General features: G+C 44.8%; 23 protein-coding genes and 1 pseudogene. 8 read left to right on the forward strand and 16 right to left on the reverse strand.

The genetic code is table 11. The features are described 5' to 3' along the window. The 4 genes and pseudogenes from C9991_RS16180 to C9991_RS16195 all read left to right on the forward strand — a co-directional run. A partial coding sequence (locus C9991_RS16180) for a MutS N-terminal domain-containing protein (protein ID WP_106813498.1) occupies positions 1-2,072 on the forward strand: 2,072 nt, incomplete at its 5' end. 16 nt (positions 2,073-2,088) lie between these two features. After that, on the forward strand, positions 2,089-3,693 hold the full coding sequence (locus tag C9991_RS16185) for a glucosaminidase domain-containing protein (protein WP_106813499.1): 1,605 nt from the start codon (positions 2,089-2,091) through the stop codon (positions 3,691-3,693). 58 nt (positions 3,694-3,751) lie between these two features. Then, positions 3,752-4,360: a hypothetical protein gene (locus tag C9991_RS16190; protein ID WP_106813500.1), complete on the forward strand. Its 609-nt coding sequence runs from the start codon at positions 3,752-3,754 to the stop codon at positions 4,358-4,360. Between the two features lie 5 nt (positions 4,361-4,365). Continuing rightward, positions 4,366-5,565 (forward strand): annotated as a pseudogene (locus C9991_RS16195) (ArdC family protein); the annotation flags it as partial. A gap of 116 nt (positions 5,566-5,681) precedes the next feature. Here the strand turns inward: C9991_RS16195 and C9991_RS16200 are convergent. From C9991_RS16200 to C9991_RS16215, 4 genes are read right to left on the reverse strand one after another with little or no spacing between them, the layout of a single operon-like run. Beyond that, entirely contained in the window at positions 5,682-5,963 is a 282-nt protein-coding gene (locus tag C9991_RS16200) for a hypothetical protein (RefSeq protein ID WP_106813502.1), read from the reverse strand. Beyond that, on the reverse strand, positions 5,960-6,331 hold the full coding sequence (locus C9991_RS16205; protein ID WP_106813503.1) for a hypothetical protein: 372 nt from the start codon (positions 6,329-6,331) through the stop codon (positions 5,960-5,962). Before C9991_RS16205 ends, C9991_RS16200 begins: the two co-directional genes overlap by 4 nt. 52 nt (positions 6,332-6,383) lie before the next feature. Further along, on the reverse strand, positions 6,384-6,758 hold the full coding sequence (locus C9991_RS16210) for a DUF2958 domain-containing protein (RefSeq protein WP_106813504.1): 375 nt from the start codon (positions 6,756-6,758) through the stop codon (positions 6,384-6,386). Positions 6,759-6,765: 7 nt separating this feature from the next. Further along, complete coding sequence (locus C9991_RS16215) at positions 6,766-7,068, reverse strand: sulfide:quinone reductase (RefSeq protein WP_106813505.1); 303 nt, start codon at positions 7,066-7,068, stop codon at positions 6,766-6,768. Between the two features lie 627 nt (positions 7,069-7,695). On the opposite strand from C9991_RS16215, the gene C9991_RS16220 reads away from it, so the two are divergent. Then, positions 7,696-8,943: an ATP-binding protein gene (locus tag C9991_RS16220; protein WP_198643842.1), complete on the forward strand. Its 1,248-nt coding sequence runs from the start codon at positions 7,696-7,698 to the stop codon at positions 8,941-8,943. Between the two features lie 99 nt (positions 8,944-9,042). Here the strand turns inward: C9991_RS16220 and C9991_RS16225 are convergent, their stop codons facing one another. The 7 genes from C9991_RS16225 to C9991_RS16255 form a co-directional block, all read right to left on the reverse strand. After that, on the reverse strand, positions 9,043-10,446 hold the full coding sequence (locus tag C9991_RS16225) for an OmpA family protein (protein WP_106813506.1): 1,404 nt from the start codon (positions 10,444-10,446) through the stop codon (positions 9,043-9,045). Positions 10,447-10,475: 29 nt separating this feature from the next. After that, entirely contained in the window at positions 10,476-11,942 is a 1,467-nt protein-coding gene (mobV, locus tag C9991_RS16230; protein WP_106813507.1) for a MobV family relaxase, read from the reverse strand. Between the two features lie 245 nt (positions 11,943-12,187). Beyond that, positions 12,188-13,048, reverse strand: a complete 861-nt coding sequence (locus tag C9991_RS16235) for a hypothetical protein (protein ID WP_106813508.1) — start codon at positions 13,046-13,048, stop codon at positions 12,188-12,190. A gap of 96 nt (positions 13,049-13,144) precedes the next feature. After that, entirely contained in the window at positions 13,145-13,639 is a 495-nt protein-coding gene (locus C9991_RS16240) for a hypothetical protein (RefSeq protein WP_157949516.1), read from the reverse strand. 24 nt (positions 13,640-13,663) lie between these two features. Continuing rightward, on the reverse strand, positions 13,664-14,023 hold the full coding sequence (locus C9991_RS16245; protein WP_106813510.1) for a hypothetical protein: 360 nt from the start codon (positions 14,021-14,023) through the stop codon (positions 13,664-13,666). Between the two features lie 15 nt (positions 14,024-14,038). Further along, positions 14,039-14,485: a hypothetical protein gene (locus tag C9991_RS16250; protein ID WP_106813511.1), complete on the reverse strand. Its 447-nt coding sequence runs from the start codon at positions 14,483-14,485 to the stop codon at positions 14,039-14,041. 11 nt (positions 14,486-14,496) lie between these two features. Continuing rightward, positions 14,497-15,381 (reverse strand): hypothetical protein, encoded by an 885-nt coding sequence (locus C9991_RS16255; RefSeq protein WP_157949517.1) that lies wholly within the window; start codon positions 15,379-15,381, stop codon positions 14,497-14,499. A 481-nt stretch (positions 15,382-15,862) separates the two neighbouring features. Between C9991_RS16255 and C9991_RS16260 the strand changes: the two genes are divergently transcribed. Beyond that, on the forward strand, positions 15,863-16,498 hold the full coding sequence (locus C9991_RS16260) for a recombinase family protein (RefSeq protein ID WP_106813513.1): 636 nt from the start codon (positions 15,863-15,865) through the stop codon (positions 16,496-16,498). A gap of 11 nt (positions 16,499-16,509) precedes the next feature. Then, positions 16,510-17,088, forward strand: coding sequence for a DUF6642 family protein (locus tag C9991_RS16265; RefSeq protein WP_106813514.1), 579 nt, complete (start codon positions 16,510-16,512; stop codon positions 17,086-17,088). A gap of 208 nt (positions 17,089-17,296) precedes the next feature. On the opposite strand, the gene C9991_RS16270 is transcribed toward C9991_RS16265, so the two are convergent. The 3 genes from C9991_RS16270 to C9991_RS16775 form a co-directional block, all read right to left on the reverse strand. Then, on the reverse strand, positions 17,297-17,797 hold the full coding sequence (locus C9991_RS16270; RefSeq protein ID WP_198643843.1) for an SLOG family protein: 501 nt from the start codon (positions 17,795-17,797) through the stop codon (positions 17,297-17,299). A 1-nt stretch (position 17,798) separates the two neighbouring features. Further along, positions 17,799-18,377 carry a ribonucleotide-diphosphate reductase subunit alpha gene (locus C9991_RS16275; protein WP_106813516.1) on the reverse strand — a complete coding sequence of 193 codons (579 nt, stop codon included), beginning with the start codon at positions 18,375-18,377 and terminating at the stop codon, positions 17,799-17,801. Between the two features lie 710 nt (positions 18,378-19,087). Then, a complete protein-coding gene (locus C9991_RS16775) occupies positions 19,088-19,381 on the reverse strand; it encodes a hypothetical protein (RefSeq protein WP_157949518.1) in 294 nt (97 codons plus the stop codon). Between the two features lie 94 nt (positions 19,382-19,475). On the opposite strand from C9991_RS16775, the gene C9991_RS16780 reads away from it, so the two are divergent. Continuing rightward, a complete protein-coding gene (locus C9991_RS16780) occupies positions 19,476-19,730 on the forward strand; it encodes a hypothetical protein (protein ID WP_157949519.1) in 255 nt (84 codons plus the stop codon). A gap of 139 nt (positions 19,731-19,869) precedes the next feature. Here C9991_RS16780 and C9991_RS16290 read toward each other — a convergent pair whose 3' ends face one another. Together C9991_RS16290 and C9991_RS16300 are read right to left on the reverse strand one after the other, a co-directional pair. After that, entirely contained in the window at positions 19,870-20,253 is a 384-nt protein-coding gene (locus C9991_RS16290; protein WP_106813519.1) for a single-stranded DNA-binding protein, read from the reverse strand. Positions 20,254-21,003: 750 nt separating this feature from the next. Then, on the reverse strand, positions 21,004-21,180 hold the full coding sequence (locus C9991_RS16300) for a hypothetical protein (RefSeq protein ID WP_010537206.1): 177 nt from the start codon (positions 21,178-21,180) through the stop codon (positions 21,004-21,006). Between the last annotated feature and the right edge of the window lie 46 nt (positions 21,181-21,226).

Here is a 21,226-nt window from a genome sequence, read left to right on the forward strand (position 1 = left end):
AGGACTACCAGGAATTGTCGGCTACCGATCAGACACAGTACAAGGGCATACATAATCGGGAAATACGAGTGCTGTTCAATATCGACCAGACCATGCTGCCACTAAAAGACAAGGAGAAATATGAAGAAGTGGTGAAGGCGAATGTCGGTGCGAATGAAGACAAGGTATTGCGTAGCCAAGTGAATGACTTCATCCAGAAGATGAAGGACAACCTTATGGCGGTGCGCAAAGACGGAAGCGGAGTGGCACATTATGACACAGAAAAAGATGCTGTGTATATGCCAAAACAAGAAAACTTTGAGCAATATAGCGATTATGTGCAGGAGATGCTGCGCCAAGTGGTGAGTGCTACAGGACATCAACAGCGACTGGCAAGGGAAGGCATGGTGATGAAGAACGGCATTGCGCCATCGGAGGATGCAGTGAAGCAAGAGAAATTGGTGGTGGAACTGGCTTCGGGTATCAAGATGATGGAAATGGGTAAGCCAGCCAAGATTTCCAAGGAGAACATGGGACTGGTGGACTACTGGAACCGCGAATTGAAGGAAAATCCATGTCTGATAGATGCCATAGAGAGTGATGTGAACAATGCCTTGGATGTTATCCGCAAGGCAGAGCGTGGCGAGAAAATTGAATATTCATCCTTGAAGAACGAGCAGCAGACCACCGAGATGCAAGCGCAGATGCCCAAACACTACTTTGTGGCAGATGAGATAGCCAAGCATCCCGACAGCGAACAAAAGTTTGTGGTGATAGTAAGGGATATGGGAAACAAGAATGCCGATGTGGTGTTGCCGGCAGGAGCATCATTGGAAGTGAACAACGAGGTGTCGGGCATGAGCAAGCAGCGCATCGAACATGCCTTACAGAAGGAAGGTTTTCTGTCTGTCAAGTTCTATAACCCAAATGGTGCATTAGGCTACCATCCTGATGACGGCTATTTTGCAGGAAAGGACATCACCGTTGCAAGATTGAAGAACTGGCAATTGGAAGACATATCCAAGATAGACGTGAGTGATGCTGTGAGCCAGAGCAAGCAGATGGGCTTCGACCGCATACAGATGGTGCAGGATGACAACAAGCGTTGGGCGATGTATATCAAGCCAGAAGGACAAAAGGCTTTTTCCATCTATCCCGACAAGGCGGACTTAAACCGCTTCTTCACCACGCTGAAACAGGCGCAGGACACGATGGACAGTTTGAGAGTGGAACTGGCACAGAAATACTATGCGATGGCAGAGACAAAGCCTGACCTGAAGGTGGACTTGTTTGGCAGCGGTCAGCACAACGAGGTGGACATGAACCGCATACAGAAAGTGAACGTGTTCAAGGCAAAGAACGATGTCATTCTGTGTGCAGCCACCATTGATGGTGCAGACAAGTTGCAGCCTCGTGTGTTATCGCCAAGCCAATGGCAACGGATGTGGATAGCCGAAGACAAAAACGAGTATAAGAAACATCTTGCAGCAACCTTGTTTGCTGACATCCTGCAGAAAGGACAGACGCAGGAGCAGACTGCATCTGAAAAGCAAGTTGAGGAAACCGAGGTGAAGCAAGAAACGCAAGTCTCCACCGATAAGAATGAGGAAGAACATCGGGAGTATCACGAGGAGGAGAATAAGCAAGCATCTTCTGAGGAAAAGACAGATATTAGGGAAGAGAAGGATGCGACTGTTCAAAGAGATAATAACGCTACTGTGGAAAAGAAGGAAGAAACAAAGGGTAAGCAGGAGGAAGAGACCAAGGACTCTCCCATCATGAAGCAATGGAAGGAGTTGAAAGCCAAGCATCCTGATGCTTTGCTGCTGTTTCGTGTAGGTGATTTTTATGAGATGTATGAACAGGATGCCAAGCGAGGAGCGGAAGTATTGGGGATTACATTGACAAAACGAAACACCCAAGCAGGTCCCTACATGGCTGGCTTTCCACATCATGCCTTGGACACCTATCTGCCCAAACTTATCCGAGCAGGAGAACGAGTAGCTATCTGTGACCAGTTGGAGGCACCCAAGCAGAAGCAAGAGGAGCAAAATACTGAGGAACAGCAGCGTTCTGGCGGTATGAAACGATAATAATGAGGATAAAAACATGAGCAAGAATCAGCAATATGCAGAAAGATATGCTGCCGAGGCGATGGAGCAGATGAAGCGATATGGCATCCCTGCTTCCGTCACCTTGGCGCAAGGCATCTTGGAAAGCCGTAATGGACAGAGTGAACTGTCGCAGTTGGGCAACAACCACTTTGGCGTGAAGGCTTCGAAAAGTTGGTTGAAGAACGGTGGCGATTATCTTGTCTATACCGATGACAAGCCTAATGAGAAGTTCTGCAAGTATGCCACGGTGGGTGACTCATACGAGCACCATTCCAAGATATTGAAGAACAGCAGCCGCTACAGCCAATGCTTCAAACTCTCTCCCGATGATTACAAGGGATGGACAAAAGGCATTGAGCGAGGCGGTTATGCCACCAATGGAGGATATGCTGCAAGTTTGCAAAAGATTATCGAGATCAATGGATTACAGAAGTATGACCAACAAGTGATGCGAGAGATGAGGGCTGAGGGTAAGAAGTTCGGCGTAGAACAGAATGCAAGGACTTCAGCAACGGTATTGTCTTCGGTATCGCCATCCAATAATGACGAAAAGAAGCAAACTGCATCTCAAACACTTAACGGCAAATACTCATTCCCTGTGAAAAGGGACGAGTTCTTGTTTGTCACTTCTCCATTCGGTATGCGTCAAGACCCTATGGACAAAAGCAAACAGCAGATGCACAAGGGCATTGACATCAGAGCCAAGCATGATGATGTGCTGGCTACAGAGAATGGCGGCAAGGTGGTAGCTGTGAACCACAATGCCAATACTGGCGGTGGCAAGTCTGTGACAGTGGAATACGCAAGGTCGAACGGAAGCAAGGTACAGACCACCTATATGCACTTGGACAGTATTGCTGTGAAGGTGGGTGACGAGGTAAAAGCAGGACAGAAGTTGGGCGTATCTGGCAATACTGGAACACGAACCACAGGTGAGCATCTGCATTTCGGAGTGAAAAACATATCGGCAGACGGCAAGACAAGAGACGTGGATCCTGCATCATACTTGGCGGAGATAGCGCAGAAAGGCAATCTGAAGCAGCAAGCATTGTATAACGGCAATGACCTGTTGGCAAAATACAAAGACAATGGTTCGGGGGTAGATACCAGTCTGTCGCCTGATGATTGGATGAAGAAGCTGTTGTCATCTGAGGATGCAAGCACAGGACTGTCGAGTGCAGATTCTATCATGGGATTGGTAACAACCATGTATAGCAGTCTGCTTGCACTCGCTGTGCAGATTGACAACAAAAGTGAGGAAGAGCAAAAAGCGCAAATCTCAGAAGCTGTAAGCAAAAGGCAGGTGGACTTGAAACCGTTGATGCCGACTATGAATGAATGTGTGCTGAGCGTTGGCGACAATGGAAAGGCTGTGTTGCAAGCGGACAATGGCACTACCAAAGTGACGAGAGAGCTGACAAATGCGGAGTTCTGCAGATTGTCACAAGTGTTGGGTGATACCAACCTAAGTAACGAAGCCAAGAAGATGCGTATAGCAGGAATGGTGAATACTATCGTGCTGACGCAACAGGCATCGCAAAACTATGAACAAGTCCTGGAACAGCAAGAAGGTCAAAGTCAGACAATGCAAAGAAAGTAAGATACTTGGAAGTTCCACAGCTTGGTCGATTGAAAACGAATAAAAAAGTATTTGAGCTATGATTAAATGTAACGTAAGTGTGTGCGGAACCGTCAGCAAGGCTGCAGTGGTTCGCAATGGGAAGAACGGAATGCCTTTTACAACTTATTCTATAGATGTAGTGGTGCCAGCCAAGAGTGGTATCAACAAGACCGTGATTGTCAGTTGCATCATGGATGGTGACGATGCGGAAGGCATTGTCGTGGGCAACCGCATTGAGTTGAAAGGTGTGCTGACCTTCAAGAAGAAAGATGACACCCTGTATTTCAACTTGAAAGGATTGGAAGTGAACCTGTCGCCTGTATCGGAATGCAAGGATGGCATCGTGGGCGACATGGAGTTCAAGGGCAAGGTGGGCAAGGACATCGACATGAAGAAAGGCAAGAACGGCAAAAACTTCTTGATGTTCTCGGCTTTCAGTGCAGAGAAGATTGGAGAAGAATTTGCCTTTACATGGGTGCGCTTTGTCCGCTTCTCGGAAGAAAAGGAAGAATGGCTGCAGTCGAAAGCCACCATCGAGGCAAAGGGCGAGTTGGAAATCTCGGTGTATAACGACAGACTCAACCTGGGCTGCAAGGTGGCGGAGTTGAGTCAGTGGAAGAAGAAACCGTATCATCCTAACAATTAGCAAGTATGGCATATTACAATAAGAGTCCACAGAATAATGGCGATGGAAAAAATGCTGAGGACAGAGCCTTGGACACCTTCGCAAACATGATGATAGAGAAAATCGAGTCGTTGGGAAGCAAGGACGGATGGCAAAAGCCTTGGTTTACGGAAGGTACATTGAGCTGGCCGAAGAACCTGTCTGGCAGGGAGTATAACGGTATGAATGCCTTGCTGCTCACCATGCTCTGCGAGAAGAAAGGCTACGAGTTGCCAGTGTTTTGCACCTTTAACCGTGCAGTGGGTTTGAACTATCAGACGGACAAGCAAGGTAACAAGAAGCTGATGACGGATGCTAATGGCGAGCCGTTGCCCAAGGTCTGCATCAACAAGGGAGAGAAGAGTTTTCCTGTGATGCTGACGAGTTTCACCATTGTACACAAGGAGACAAAAGAAAAGATACCCTATGACGACTACAAGCGAATGAGTGCTGAGGAGCAGAAGGAGTATAATGTCTATCCGAAGTTGAATGTGTACCAGGTGTTCAATGTGGCACAGACCAATCTGAAGGAGGCAAGACCTGAATTGTATGCCAAGTTGGAAGCGGAGAACAAGCCCGAAAAGGCATTGGTGAAGGAAGGTGACATGTATTCGTTTCCTGCTGTTGACCAAATGTTCAAAGAGCAGAGATGGATTTGCCCCATCAACATCGAGCACCAAGACAATGCATTCTACTCCATTTCCCGCAATCAGATAACCATTCCAGAGAAGTCACAGTTCAAGGATGGTGAGTCGTGGTATGGTACAGCGTTTCATGAGATGGTTCACTCGACAGGAGCGGAAGATCAGTTGAACCGCCTTAAACCGCAGTCGGGCTTTGGTTCCGATGAATATGCACGTGAGGAACTGGTGGCAGAGTTGGGCAGTGCGTTGGTGTGCCAGAAGTATGGCATGACCAAGAATTTGAAAGAGGACAGTGCCGCCTATCTGAAATCGTGGCTCGGCAGTCTGAAAGAGTCGCCAAGTTTCATCAAGACCACCTTGATGGATGTGAAAAAGGCAACGTCCATTCTCACGCAGAGAATAGACGAAGTGTCTTTGGAAATGAAGGAGCAACAGAGTGAGGATGTTGCAGTTTCGGTATCAGATGAGAAAAAGGATGCGAAGGACATGAAGCAATCTGCATCATCAAATGATAATGAGCAGACTGAGGTAGAAGAGGAAAAAGTCGCACGGTCTGCGTTCCGTCGGTAACGAGTCAATCTGAGGTAAACATGCAAAAATCCAAGATGCGCACATATATAATAATGTGTAAGTATCTTGGATTTTTCGTTTTGGGAGTTTTATTCTTCCTTCTCATCATCTTCTTCGGGTGATAGCCATTTCTGCCAATCTTCCTCATCGATGGTGAGGTCGTTCATTTCCCAATCGTATGCGAGTTCAGGCATTGGGTCACGAGAGTAAGGGAAATGGATGGTATAGCCAATTTGTCCATAGGAGACATGGAGCGGAGTGACGCAAAGGTCTCTGCCGAAATAGCTTTGGGTGGTAAGGTATTTGCGCCAGTTGAAACGCTCATTGAGTATGTTTCGACATAGGCGGTAAAGATATTGTTCTATTGTCATACGGTTTGAAGTTCCAACTGTGAATAATATTGTCTGAATGCCTCATAAAGGTCAGCCATCATGACTTCGGCTTCCTCCATGTCTTTGACTATATCGGCAATGTGGTAAGGTGCGCCATTTTTGCCGTGACCGTCTGAGCCAATCCAAATGTACGCTTCCTCGTCAACATCAAAGTTCTCATAATACTCATGGATATTGTCGATGAAGGCTTCCATACCATCGTCTTCAAGTTCCACGCTGAAATTGAAATCTTGACCATAGGAAGTATATTTGGCGAAGTTTACATCTGTCTTGCCATTTTGTGGCTCGGAGAAATCAACGCTCCATCCTAATATTTCGGCTATCTCCGTTATCTTTTGCTGTATCATATAGTTTGATTTTTAGCAGCCATAGGCAAGAAGCCTACGGCTGATGAATGGTTTAAACTTCTTCCCTGTCATACATGTCAGACAGAAACGACTGCAATCTCTCGTCGGGAATGTTTCCGATTGGGCAAGGCTTGAAGCTCTTGTCCTGCAATATCGGTATCTTGGGAAGGTTATGTCCGACATCCATGCTGATACTTTCCATTTCCTTGATGGAAGCATAGCCATATTCTGTATCGGCAAGACCGACAACGATAGAGAACAGCGTGAAGTCATTGCCTTCCGGCTGACCTTCCAATACATACCAACGGACTTTGCCGATGAAGAAGACGCATAGGCAAATGGCATCCTTCTTCTTGCCGTCCTGTGAATAAAGCGGATATAGCTTGAACTGCTCCGCCAACTGAGGTGTAATCAATCTGCTTGTCATAACTGCATTATTTATTGGGTGAATACTCTGGTGAAGATGGATGGTAGAGTTGCTGCTCACGCAAGGCTTCAATGGCTGCATGTGCCAAGGTGCAAGCCCATTCATTGCGAAGGTCATAATAGCCCTTCTGATAGTTTACAGCCAACTGCTCCATGAAAGCCATCATCACCTTGAACTTCTCGTTTACAAGAAAGCGGTGGTCATTGGCAAACTCTGCACCCACCTTGGATGCGGAACATATCTTGCCGTTCACGAAGCGTGAAAACTCATTGACAAACTCCTTGTCTCTTTCGTTAATCATATCGTTCATATCTGTTCGGATTAAATTGTGAAACTTCTTTTTCTTCCCTATTCTCGAAGCCTTTACGACTTCATCGAGGGAATTGATTTTACGTGCAATCAAGAGTTCGGACATGGAGGCAGACAAGACAAGGAATTGGGAGATTATTTCATTGGAATACCCCAATCTTTGATTGGTGGAAGGCTGCTGATGAAATAACCTGCTAATAGCAAGGCGGTACTTGACAGTCTGGTGGGCTGAACTAAATTTGCTAAGGAAAAACAAGGGAGGATGAAGGTGTATGGGAGATGTGTAGTGACTAAAACAGGTAAGATTACCACTTTTTGATAGTGGAGATTATGTTTGTTCATTATTGCAACCATGTTCATTCTCATTGAACAAGACTAATACATTGAACATATTCCCGATTTTTGTCATTTGTGTCAGTTTTCGGGAATGAATATGTAAAATACCACTGACATCTCAGTATTTGGGGCTTGAATTGTATGAGGTTTTGAATGTAAAACCACATAAAAGACAATTTCTATTCCCGATTTTTGTCATTAATGACACTTTTCGGGAATAAAATTCTTTCTTTTCCGATAAAAAACGTACCTTTGCATTCCCGAAAGTTGACACTAATGTCACTTTTCGGGAATGACTATGATTATAAAAAGAGATTATTATTTACAACAACTTATATCGAGCAAGTCAAACAATCTCATAAAGATTGTAACTGGAATTAGAAGAAGTGGCAAATCGTTTCTTCTCTTCAACTTGTTTCACAATCATTTGATTGAAACAGGAATAAGTGAAGACCATATAATAGAAATAGCATTGGATGATCGCCTTAACAAGAATTTGCGTGACCCTGATGTTATTCTTCAACATATTCATGAACGAATTGTAGATGATAAACTCTACTATATCATATTGGACGAAGTGCAAATGATAGATGAGTTTACGGATGTGCTGAATAGTCTTTTGCATATCCGCAATGCTGATGTATATGTCACAGGAAGTAACTCCAAATTTCTATCCAAGGATGTGGTTACAGAGTTTCGGGGACGTGGTGATGAAATCCATCTGTTTCCATTGTCTTTTGCTGAATTATATAACTCTATAGGAGGTGACAAGTTTGAATTGTGGAAAAGTTATTATACCTATGGTGGACTACCAGGTATATTAGAGTTGGATAGCGAGAAGAAGAAAGCTGCTTACCTCCGCTCTTTACACGAGACAGTGTATCTCAAAGATATAATAGAGAGAAACAACTTGAAAAACAGCGAAGAGTTTATGGAATTGATGCGTGTGATGGCTTCATGTATAGGCTCTCCATGTAATCCTAGCAAGTTGGAAAATACATTCAAAAGTGTAAAGAATGAAACGCTTGACAGAAAAACCATATCCAAATATCTTTCCTACATGGAAGATGCTTTTCTTATAGAGAAGTCAATGCGATATGACATAAAGGGCAGAAAATATATAGGTACACTTTCCAAATACTATTTCCAAGACATCGGATTACGCAATGCCTTGCTGAATTTCAGACAGGTGGAAGAGAATCATATCATGGAAAATGTCATATACAACGAGTTGCGCTTACGAGGTTTCTGTGTTGATGTTGGTATGGTAGAGGCAAGGACTGCAAAAGAACGCAAACAATTGGAAGTCGATTTTGTTGCAAATATGGCAGACCGTAGATATTATATTCAATCAGCATTTGCAATGCCTGATGATGACAAAAGAGAGCAAGAATGCGCTTCATTAAAAAGAATCGACGATTCCTTTAAGAAGATAATCATAATGCGCGATGACATAAAACCGTATCATGACAACAATGGATTTTATATTGTTGGTTTAATGGATTTCTTGCTTAAGCCAGATTTGATAGAACAACTATAAAATAGCAGAAAGAGCCCATTCATCACGAACGGACTCTTTCTTTTGATAATCATTGTTTTGCAGATTACCGCTTATCGTATGAATGATAGTAAAACACATTTACTGTGCAAATAGTCTGACAGCCGTATGACGGTTGACTGCAATTGGTGAATACTTATCAATACCGCCCTCGCTTTTTGATATTATCATGGACTTGTCAATGCCTCTTACCACAAGCTGTTGCGTGATATAGTCAGCTCTTGACTTGCTGAGAGGATTGTTGATGCCATCGTTTCCAGTGGCACTGTCGGCAGCACCAACAATGGAAATTTTGAGATGATAAGCCTTTGCTACACGAGCAAGCTCATCCAAGTTTGCCATCTGTGAAACGTCAACCAACTGTGTGGTTCCAATCTTGAAAAAGAAGAACACTGGCGAACCGATGCACTTGGTTCCACCTGCCATTTCTGCAACGTATTTGTTCCAAGAAACAGAATCGGAAACAGAGAAACTATACTCCAGAGAGCGGTTTGTTTTTGGTTTTCCCATGCCATTCCAATCCTTGTGAGCCAATCTTGCACGGAGCGAGTTCAAACCGCTGTAGTCATTTTTCGGGTAGATGCGATACACTGTACTATCCGCATAAAATGTCAGGCGGTCGGCATAGGCTTTCAGCAATCCTTCAATCTCCAAGATCTTTCTCATTTCAGCGATGACATTGGCATCCTCCGCATGAGCTTTGCTTAACTTTTGGTTGCGAGCCAACAAATCATTGGTGTAATCTGTCAGCCATTTGTTCTGGTTGATATAAGGAGTGGCATCTACAACCTTCTTCCAATCGACCTTCCCGATATTGAAAGTCAGTCCGGCAGACAAGGTGAACAAATTGTCACCAAACTTATTGGATGCGCCCACACCATCAAAGTCACGGAATGTGGTTGCGCCACCCAATTCCATGTTGACCGCCAAACGCTTTGTTAAACGATATTGTCCAAGCACACCATAGTTGATGACAAACGGACTCTTGCCGTTATCCTCGTTATGGATAATACCGCAACCAGCATACGGAATTAATCCCCATCTTTGTGTGGTGGCATGGTCTTTGACAAAACTGCTGTTCACATTCCAAAGAAAATCTGCATGAACCATCTTGTAATCACGGACATTCTTGCTGGCATCCTTGAACTGAAGACCTTGGAAGCTCAATCGACCACCAATCTCTGGCGTGAACCATTTTCCTGCCTTTATTGCCAGGGAAGGTTTCATCCTGTCGAACAAGTTCCCTTTACCATGCGGTTTTCCTACAAAAGCGGAAGTGCCACCCGATACACCAACGAACCAGTTGGAAGACCATGCAGAAGGTACTGCCACTTCTTTGATGTATGTAGGCTCAATCTGTCGGAGCATATCCTCATTTATGCCAGACGGTACCAAATCATCCGTGCCATCATCTATTGTCTCTGCATTGGCGTGTAATTGTCCGCACACGCACAATGCCATCATAAATATTGCTTTTCTAATCATAAACTTCAATTTGTCAATTATTCTTTCAGTTAACGCTTTCTACTCTTGCTGCCTTTCGGTCGCATCATCCTGTTTGCCATCGCAAGGCAACGGTGCGCCCAACGCCTGTCATCCTCGTCATCGTTGCGTCCCCATTTCATGTCATTGCTGCCACCGCCTCCGCCACCTTGCCCTTCGGCAAAAGTCGTAGCTTGGTCGATGTAGCCAAGATACAACAATGTGGCACAATGCAGAACTTCGGCAGTGTGCTCGGCTATGCTTTCCAATGGCGAGCCGTCAAATGCGACTTTGATTTCAGGTGGCAACGATGCCATCTTGGAACGGTAGTCAGTGACCATGCTTTCCAACATAGCTGTCTTGATAAGTGTGCCAGCACCAGTCTGAGCTTCACGAGAGAACTGCATGGCATCCTGCCGAAGCGTCTCTGTCCGTTCCTTGACAAACTCCATGTCCTTGTTCAACTCATCTAACTGCTGGTCAGCCACAGCGAGCTTGTCTTTCTTGTCTGCCAGTTTCTCATCAACGGAAGCCAACTCATTTTGCAATTTTTCCAACTTCTGCGACAAGATGGAACTATCTCCTTCCTTGTTGGCAATCTGCACCTTCAACTTGTCAATCTCCAACATCTTCTGATGTTTCTCTTCTTCCAGATGTTCCACCATAGAAGAGAGTCCTTTCACACGACGTTCTGCCAGTGCTATTTCCGCCCGAAGATCGCTTACAGCCTTGTTAAGGTTGTCCAGTTCCTCTTCCTTTGAAGAACATTCCTCGGACAGGTGTTTGCGGTATTCCTCCGTAGGTCTGTGTCGTTGCCGAGTCTCCGTTTGGCTCGTTCCACGCACCAGTCCCCAAGGTTCATTGACCATCGCCAACTCGTCATGAAGTTTCGATGTTCGTTGACTATATTCCCGATTGTTGGCACCTGCGAAGATTTCCTTGAAGGCAAACTTGCCGTCCTTTATTGGCAGTAGGACACAATGAATGTGTGGTGAAGTCTCGTCCAAGTGTACATAGAAGGCAACGATGTTCTCCTCACCATACTTTCCTGCGACAAAATTATAAATGTCCGTCGCCCATTGCTCAATCTCAGGCATACGCTTGACGGCATAATTCTCCTTGTTGTCGCCGGGCTTGAAGACCACCTCTTGGTCACCGAAGGCAAGCTCACGCATCTTCCATTGCGAACCGCTGAAAATGAAGTCCGCCACCGTTCTGAAACGTGGCTCAGCCAATCCCTCATTTTTGTCCTTGATGCCACGAGCAGCCAAGTTCTCAGCCATCAACTGTGGGATGGACTTGCTCTTGTCGATAGGTGCTATCTTGCCTCCTTTGGAAATCTGGAAGTTCAGATGCTGTCTGCCGAGGTCATAGTTACCCTTGGCAATGGCTACCTGCCATGCCCTGTCGCTCCAGTTTCGTTGGTATTCGCGGCTGAGAGCGGCGGCGCATCCCTTACGTCCCCTGACGTTCAAAACCTGCTTTGCTATTCTTTCCATATCTCTGATATGCTTATATGTGTCAGTAAAAACAGTGTCCCAGCTTGCTGCCTTGGCGGACACTCTCCCGAAGACTTTCAGGTCGTAGGGGTAATGAGTTACCACACTCCCTAAATTCGTGGACAGCGGGCAAGCCCGATGTGCTAAAAAAGGCAAGCCACGACGAGTGCGCTATGCCAGTGCCGAACCGTGAGGTCTTACAAAGAGAATGTCCGTAAGGCAGCTATAAAAGAACAGAATGAACTCTATTTATGGTTGTCCGCTTTAGCATTTATAACTGGCTTGGCAGCTGTTTCAACTGTTGAGGTTGGACAGCAAACCTTATAAGCGGAACACAGGGATTGGAAAAGGCTCATGTCTTCAGCAGTTTTTAACTTGATTGAAGCGGCCTTTCCATAACCGGTAATGTCGGGCAGTTCCTTTATCAGAAGGAGCAACTGAAGCCAGTCTCGATTGAGAACACGAGTGAAGAACTTGAGGATTGCGTTACGCAACTGAAGTTTGTTATGTTCTTCCTCATCTACAAGAGGCATACAATCCACAAGTCTGCCAATCATGCAAGTGGCAATATCATCAGATGAAAGTTGGTTGTCTGATGATGTAGAAGCAGAGTTGCTTTCTTGCGATAATGCTACTGCACCCTTTACAATCTGGCCACAGACAACGGCAGTCTCTTCCGTAGTGGAAGTGCCATTGAACCAACTGTCCATTGTGAAACGGATGATTGGTTCCAATATGCTATTTCGCATTGTCGGAACGTTACCGTCCTTCATACCAATCATCGTGATGATGGTGTATTTCGTTTCAAACTCCTTGCAGTGTATCAGCCCATGTTCCGTTAATTTTTCGAGGAACTGACGCACGGTGGCACGATGCCAATGCCAGTCCTCCGCAAGTTGGGTTTTGGTTGTGATAAACTGAAAATCTTTCAATTCGTCTGCCACTTCCTTGCTTACGGCTTTCGGCATGTAGTGTTCACAAGCCTTGTCCAGCAGATAACAGAATGCCTCATGCTTGGAATACCGCTCGTTATGTCGGTCCTGGAGAGATGCCAGAAAGCCGACAGAGAGGCTTACCTTTATATTTTCCTTTGGTATATGTTTCATTGAAAATGTCTTATTGATGTTGTGAAATAATGATCCTCATTTTAGACTGAGTGTTGTAGAATGTGCCAGTACCAAGTGGCATATTCCAAGAATGGACTAAAAGTAGAAGTTTACGATGTCCTCAGGACATTGCGCCAAGTGTCTGCCACTGTCAGGACATTGTGCCTTGAAGATGACCTTTGAGGACGGATAGTAGATGGATGCCACCAAGAGCATACCTACCATCACTCCCAATGTGTACAAATGGGGAGTGAACATGAACACCAATGAGGCTGTAAAAGCGATGGCACATGATTTCCTGTTGTCATGCAACCTATGCAGCAGATTGTCTGCATAGGAGAACTTGAACAGCAACAATGCCAACAGTGCCGTTACATGAGCACCAATCTCGTTGGGCTGTACTTGATATGCCACGAAACTGAACACCAATATTGCCATCAGTAACAGCAGTGTGTACAGTTTCCGAAAATTATGCGAAAACACCATGCGGAGATAAAATCTCTGCATCATCCGATTGTTCTTCCTGTAGCACATCGTTGATGCCAAGAGAAGAAACATAGGGAAGAAAAGAAAGATAATCTTGAATACCATAGATCAAATTGTAATGTAAAACGGTCAATAACCTTCGAATAGCTCCAACTCAATAATTCCATAGGTGGCTTCCATGAAAAGTCGCTCGACATCTGCCATTGTCAAAGCATTTGAAGCAAGGCGTTTCTTGAAACCTGCATCCTTTCTCATAAGAATCTTGGCACTTCGGTCAATGTCAAGCAGAGGAATATGCCACTCCTGCCCACGGACATAATCATTGTTGGAATGACAGGCTCGAAGAGTCAGACACCGACAGCAGACGGTCTGCACCATGCCATGCCGTGAAACGGCGGTGTCTTTCCAATGGAACGAACTGCCAACGTCTATCCATGTGTGGCATTTGTGGATGATGTCCACGATGTTCTGAAGCTGCACGTCGCTCATAAATGGAACGTAATGTCACATAAAACACATCAGCATGTCCGCCTTGTCACGCTTGTACTTGAAGAAGCCTGTCCTCGCTTGCAGTTCCATGTCGTGGCACAAGTCACCGTACATGAATTCCAAGGACTCATAGATTGTCACCATGACGGAGTGGACATTTCCATTGGCATCCGTACTGGCATTCATCTTGTACATCCGCCCGAAATTAGGGTTGGAGAAGGCACAGCAGAACTGTCCGAACTCCGTATGTACGGAAGTCACCTTGTGGTAAAGGATGACCAGTTCCATCTGGTCTTCGAACAGGTTCATCACCTCTTCGAGAAGACAAGGCTTTTCCAACTTGAAGTCAAGCAGGACATAGCCGTCTTCATAGACTGGCTGTTCCATGCGCTCCTGGTTGATAAGCTCTGGCAACTGCAATGGTGCAAGTGCCAGGAAGTCGTTGAGAAATTTATGCAGCATAACTATTGTGTTTATAATGAAGAAATGTATAGCTTGATGAACATATCTGGTAACCCGTCTGTCATATTCTTGTCCATCTGCAAGGAACGGCTAAGACAAGCGATTGTGCCTAAAGCATCTATTGACAGTTGCACCAAATCCTTTCGCTGATTCTCTGAAAGCATCGCCATTCCGAAGTCATCAATGGACAGGAATGGTTGCAGTATCATCCAAAAATAGGCAGTCCGTTGTTCAGCGGAAGTAACCTTTCCACTCTTAATATCAGCAACGCAAGTCTGCGCATTGGCGATGATTCTTCGATTGGTACGAACCGCCATATAGGTCACGGCATCCCTTGCTGGTAAGTTTCCTTTCCTTGAAGATTGAGCAATCATCTTGCACACATCTTCTGTTCCGCTTGTTATATGCGAAACCGACACGTCGCTCATCTCGTATAGATGAGATAGGAATGTTCTGAACAGCCTATCCTCCGTTTTCAGAAACGCGAGGAACTGTGATTGGTTGGCAATGCCTTCCTTCTTCACCTTCTCCAAGAAGAAATGATAGGTGGTCAAGATCCTTGTCTTGTCACCTTTATATAATGGTATGGTGTCCATACTCTCAAAAAACTTTGAAGCCACCAAGGAAAGGCTGTCCGTTTCCTTCTTACCTTTATAAGGGGAGGCGTTCATCTTCAACAGGAGCACATCCTTGAATGTCCTTCGCTTGGCGGTAGCTATGCGCATAAACTCGTCACGGATGGAGTCATGGACATTGGAAAATTCTTCCATCGGAAACGAATGTGCCTTTTTGATGGTGTCTCGCATCAGACAAGCAGAAACCGAGTCTTCTAAAGTACGCCATTTGGATATTTTGTCGGCAAAGTGTTCCATAGACAAATCCTTGTCTGATTTCATCCTTGAAAGGAACACCTTTTGCGCATCCAATGCCTCCCTTGCATCATGGAAAGATGATTCACTGGCATTTTTTGAACAGGATGCCAGCAAAAGAATGGCAAGTGTGATGACAGACAACATGGACATTTGTTTTCTTCCTCCAAAGTATGATATGCGAAAACTTGAAGTGCAAGATTGTTTGCACTTCACCCTCAATCGGCTTTTTGCCGCAGATATGATAATATTTATACTTTCCATTTCGGACTTTGTTTGAAATTTGCGGTGCGAATTTACGACTATTTATCGGGTATTCATTCAAACTAAATCAAACTTTATGTTTTATTCTCATTCATACTTTATAGCATGATATGAAATGATAATATATCCAAGAAAGTGCAGTACATCAATCTTTAATTAACTATAATAATTATCAGAGTATGATTATACTTTGATGGAATATAAGTATCTTTGTCGGCAAATTACAAATCAGTGTATAATAGCTATGGCAAAAGTAGGTTACATATTTAACTCGGAGCAGTATGACACATTCACCTTTGACCGGGCCTGGATGGAGAAGTATGGCTGCTGCCGTATCATAGAAGATAGTGCAAGCCAAGAGAAGACACGCCCGGAATGGAAGCAGCTCATGGATTGTCTGGAACGAGGTGACGAACTGGTTATCTCGAAGTTCAGCAATGCACTGCGTGGCGTTCGGGAGTTGGCAATGTTCTTGGAGTTTTGCAGGGTGAAGGTGATAAGGGTCATTTCCATACAAGACAAGATCGACTCCAAGGGTGAGCTATTCCCAAGTACATCAATAGCCGATGTGCTTTTCATGTTCGGTTCGTTGTCAGAAGAGGTCGTTGCCTTGCGCAAGGCTACTGCCCATGTGGAATATATCAAGTCGGGTATTAAACCTGCCAAGAGTTCAACTCCAAAGAAAGGCATCGACCGTGAGAGGAATATCGTCAATATGTATAACAACAACTACACTATCGATGACATCTGGAAGGTCAGCGGCTTCAGGAGCCGCAGCTCGGTGTTCCGCATACTCAACAAGTATGGGGTGAAGCTGAACCGTGGCAAGTTCAGCGGACCGCTTGGCAAGAGAAAACCAAAGAATGAAAGCGAAATATAAAAGGTGATTTTATGAAGAATATACTTTGTTTTGAGGGAGAATGGAAATTCAATACCCACAAAAAGCCTGAACGCTTTGATTTGAATAGCGAGCCCATTCTTAGAATGTTGAAAGAATATCATAAATGCGATGCTATTTATAGGCACATTTTGACAAAAGAGGATTTGAAACTCTACATAGAGTATTTCAACAGGAACAAACGTGAATGGAATAAAATAGACATTGTTTATATAGCTTGTCATGGTTGGTTTCATTCTATAAGTTTAGAGGGAGAGAATGGAAATGTTGATTTACAAGAATTGGCAGATATAGCCGGGGATTTCTTCCGTGATAAAATAGTTCACTTTAGTTGCTGTAAAACACTCGCTAACACCTCTGAAGTTGAGCACTTCAAGTCTATTACAGGCGCAAAATTGGTATGCGGATATAAGAAGAGCGTAGATGCTATGAAATCAGCCATAGCTGACACGGCTTTACTGAATGAATTGATAACAAGCAACAAGCCAGGCAATATCAAAAATATTGCCATTAGTAAGTTTCGCAAAACATACAAATCCTTATTGAACGAATTAGATTTTTGTGCAATATAGATAAATGGTGAGCCATACTGCAACTGATGCTTGCAGTATGGCTTTCCCATAATACTTGGCAGATAAGGCAATTCCTTATCTGTCTCTTCTGAAATCATTTCGCTTGTCTCCGTGAAAAAGGCTTTTGAGCGTTCCGCCCAAAGCCTTGAACACGAAGAACACCACGAACAAAGATACGATGTCGTCCATACGCAATAGTTTTCGTTTGTTATACTTGTGTCTTGTACAGATTGATGATGTCCATCCCCATCAACTTGGCTTTTCGGCAAGTGTAGAACGTGCCGCCCTTGGGCTTGCCGTCGAAGAAAGCAATCAGTCCGCACGAATGAGAAAGCATATAATCATTTCGTCTGAGCAAGCATCCATTGAAATAGTGCTTACTCAACAGGATAGCATCGTCCGCCTTGTCAAGAATATCCCAATAGCGGTCTTGCTCCCTTGCGCTCCACCTCTCGTTCTGACCGTCATAGGGAATGACGGCAATAAGTTTTAAATTGGAAAGTTCCACTTTCAATGAAATCACCTCCTCGGCTGCCAACATATCGAAACCGAGTGCCATGCCACAATAGAAATTGGTGATGCCCATAGCATAGAGCAGCCTTATCTTGCCCCTCAGTTTCTTCCTTATCTCGTCCTTGCGGTCTTCCGCTATCGTGCGATGTCCCGAAAATGCCACAGAATTGGCTTTGATGTACTTTGTCTTCTCCATATCACTTTGCATATTTATAGTGTGTGCGTCCCAAGAAAAGACCTCCCAACACGTTTCCGCCAAATATTTCCAACTGATTGGCAAAAATGGCATAGCTTGCGCCGGTCGTTACCACATCATCAAAAACATAGATGTCCTTGCCTTTGAAGTAGGCTTCATCAAACTCAATCACTTGTGTCTTAGTGATGCTCTTTTCCTTGTCATGGCGGTGCTCGTGTACTGCCAAGCGGTCGCCTGAAACGGATATGTGCGAATAGCCGTTGATGATGCCGCAAAGCTCGCTCACACGATTACAGAAAGCCATGTATCGACTCTCGTTCTTGGCTTGGGTGCTGGCTGGCACACATACAAACACGATGTCCTTTATCTTCTCACCACAAACTTTGATAAGATGTGCTGCGGTCATTTGCGCCACCTTCTCAAAAGCGTTGTCCCTTGCATCCTTGAACGCCCAAATCAGTTGGCGTGCAGCCACTGCGTCCTCGCCCACATTGCGAACCCTCACAGGGAAATACTTCAAGAAAAAATCCATCCTCTTGCTCAGCTGTCTCTTGATGTTGTCGTCTATCATTCTTGCCATAGTCGGAAAAATTATTTGCGTTAAACTCGATTATTTATTTTCCCTATTTTCGGAAGCCTTTCGGCTTGCCCAAGGGATATTTTTCCGCCACGCAAAGGAGTTGGAAGGCAAAAAGACAAATCGGAAGCGAAAAATACGCTCTATATGCAAGGCACATAGAGGAAGATTTTTTGAAAAGCATCCATGATGCCCAATTTGGCATTTGCCACGCAACTGGTACCTTTGCGGAAAATATCCGAAGCGGCAAAGACGATGGACGAAATGAAATGGCTATAAGTGCTACTACATAAGATTACAACAAGAAAAGGGTGGGTGTGGAACTGCGCCATCGGTGCAATTCCGCAAGGGAGGGACGAAGTGCTATAAAGAGAGAATGGCTTGCCGATTATAACTGAAGGACGGAACAAAGATGCAGCAGGAGTAATTGGGAAACTCTCTTGGCATTCATGCCGAGTGTGTTTCCGCTCCAGCCTTCATGCCATGTGGCTTATTGCAGTAGCGACAGTTGGTCGCCACAGTCAAGGAGCCTTTTGGCATGAAATCTTTGTAACGGCTATAAAAGGGTAAATCATGGATTATAAAAGGAAGACGAGAAGCGAATATAAAAGATATGGGTGGGAGTGAAACTGCGCAACAGCCAGACAAGCTATCCCACGAAAGGGGTGGCATTGGTAGACAGCATGTAAGTGACGGTTGCGTCACGGATGCCGTTAGCCAATGCCATTCTGTTCGTGCTTGTCCTTCGGCAAATGGTCATTCTTCATCTTTCGGGATGTTACTCCCGATAAATGAAGAATGTCGCTTTGACGAACTGTTGGTGCGGTTTCGCAGATGGGTGGAACAAAGTAATAAAAATGGAAAGACGACCTGTCATTTATAAAAGAGGACGGAACAAAGATGCGGCAGGAGTCATTGGGAAACTCTCTTGGCATCCATGCCGAGTGTGTTTCCGCTCCAGCCTTTATGCCATGTGGCTTATTGCAGTAGCGACAGTTGGTCGCCACAGTCAAGGAGCCTTTTGGCATGAAATCTTTGTAACGGCTATAAAAGGGAAAAACATGGATTATAAAAGGAAGACGAGAAGCGAATATAAAAGATATGGGTGGGAGTGAAACAGCGCAACAGCCAGACAAGCTACCCAACGAAAAGGGTGGCATTGGTAGACAGCATGTAAGTGACGGTTGCGTCACGGATGCCGTTAGCCAATGCCACTCTGTTCGTGCTTGTCCTTCGGCAAATGGTCATTCTTCATCTTTCGGGATGTTACTCCCGATAAATGAAGAATGTCGCTTTGACGAACTGTTGGTGCGGTTTCGCAGATGGGTGGGACGAAGCGGTAAAAAAGAAAGATGATTTGGCAGATATAAAGGGAACTCGTAATGGCGGTTATAAGAGTAAACTTGCTAATAGTGGGTATAAAAGTAAACATGGTTGTATGAGCAAAACAAAAGCGACCGAAGCCGCTTTGTTTATTGGAGAGAATGAAGAAATCCTATTTCTTGCCTTTCTTGGTAGGCTTTTCAGGCTCTGCCGCAGGAGTTTCCTCCTTGTCTGGTGTAGGATAGAACTTGTTTGCGATGAAGACGATGCGGTTGTGCTTGGTGCCTTGCTGATTAACCCACTCATCAGGCTTGAAGTAGCCCTCGACGGTGAGCATGGTTCCCTTCTGCAGCTTGTCGAAAGAGTCAACATGCTCATTCTTGCGCCATGCCTCCATGTTCATGAAAGCTGATACTCTGTTGGTCTCCTCACCATTCTTCTCCTGACGGCTGACTGCCAATGAGAAACGTGCTACTGAAGCGTTGGTGAACTGACGGATTTCTGCGTTGTTGCCTACGAATCCTGTTACTACGAAAGTGTTCTCGATCTTTTTCATATTGAATTACTTTTTGAAGTGAAACTTAATTTTTACATGCAATTCAAAAGCAGGGATGTGGCACATGAGGACAGCACCATGAAAATCGACTATAATACTCGTTTTCTGTTGGCGGTGAGGAGAAAAAGGAAGATTATCGGCTATTTTATTGGTCACAGCGAAGCGACCGCACAAGACGGATTCCATCTGTCGAAGCATCACGCTACCTTTGCATAGGAAAAATAGTGGCTTCAAAAAATCGGTAATTCAGAAAAGGACGCAAGAATACCGTAACAGCATCGTATGGCTCAATCATTTGCAGTAACCGTCACCAATGCAAAACACGTTTCCATGGCGTGTGACGTCATAAACAATGGTAAACCAACAGGCAATACACTTTTCCGCATGGAGGGTGGTCGCATGAGCATATTGACAAAGACAAGCAGAAGGAGAACCTGCTTCGAAGGCTACTCCTATTTGTAGAGGAAGGTAAGCATGAGCAACCAACTACAATCGCAATGCTGCAAACAAGATCCATCCTCAGACAAAAGGCTTCATTGTACGAAAAGCTCCAAGAAAGGCGTAGTCGCAGATTTTATCTCATACAAAGAGGCAGGTTGCCATTTGGCGAATACAACCATCAAAGCATAGCCATATAAAAGTTTATCGGCAAACGATGAAGGGAGTTTGCCGTTTCATACAAAAGGGCTTTTACTGGCGGAAAGAAAAAAGATGCCTGGCGAGCATAACCTTCACCAAGCATCCTTTTCGTCAGTCATAGACAAGAACGTCATCACGTCTTTCTACAATTTCCTTGCCATTGCGCAATTTTACTACGATGTCCTCACCATAGTCTGCAACCACGAAACCTTCTGTGCGTCCTCTGTAGGGTATCAGCAGTGTGCAACTGCAACCGATAATGTCGGTCAATTCTTCGTATTCAAACATAGCTCTATAAAGTTTGTGGGTTCTCCGAATGATAAATCACCTTGCA

The organism is Prevotella merdae, assembly GCF_900290275.1.
Lineage (GTDB): Bacteria > Bacteroidota > Bacteroidia > Bacteroidales > Bacteroidaceae > Prevotella > Prevotella merdae.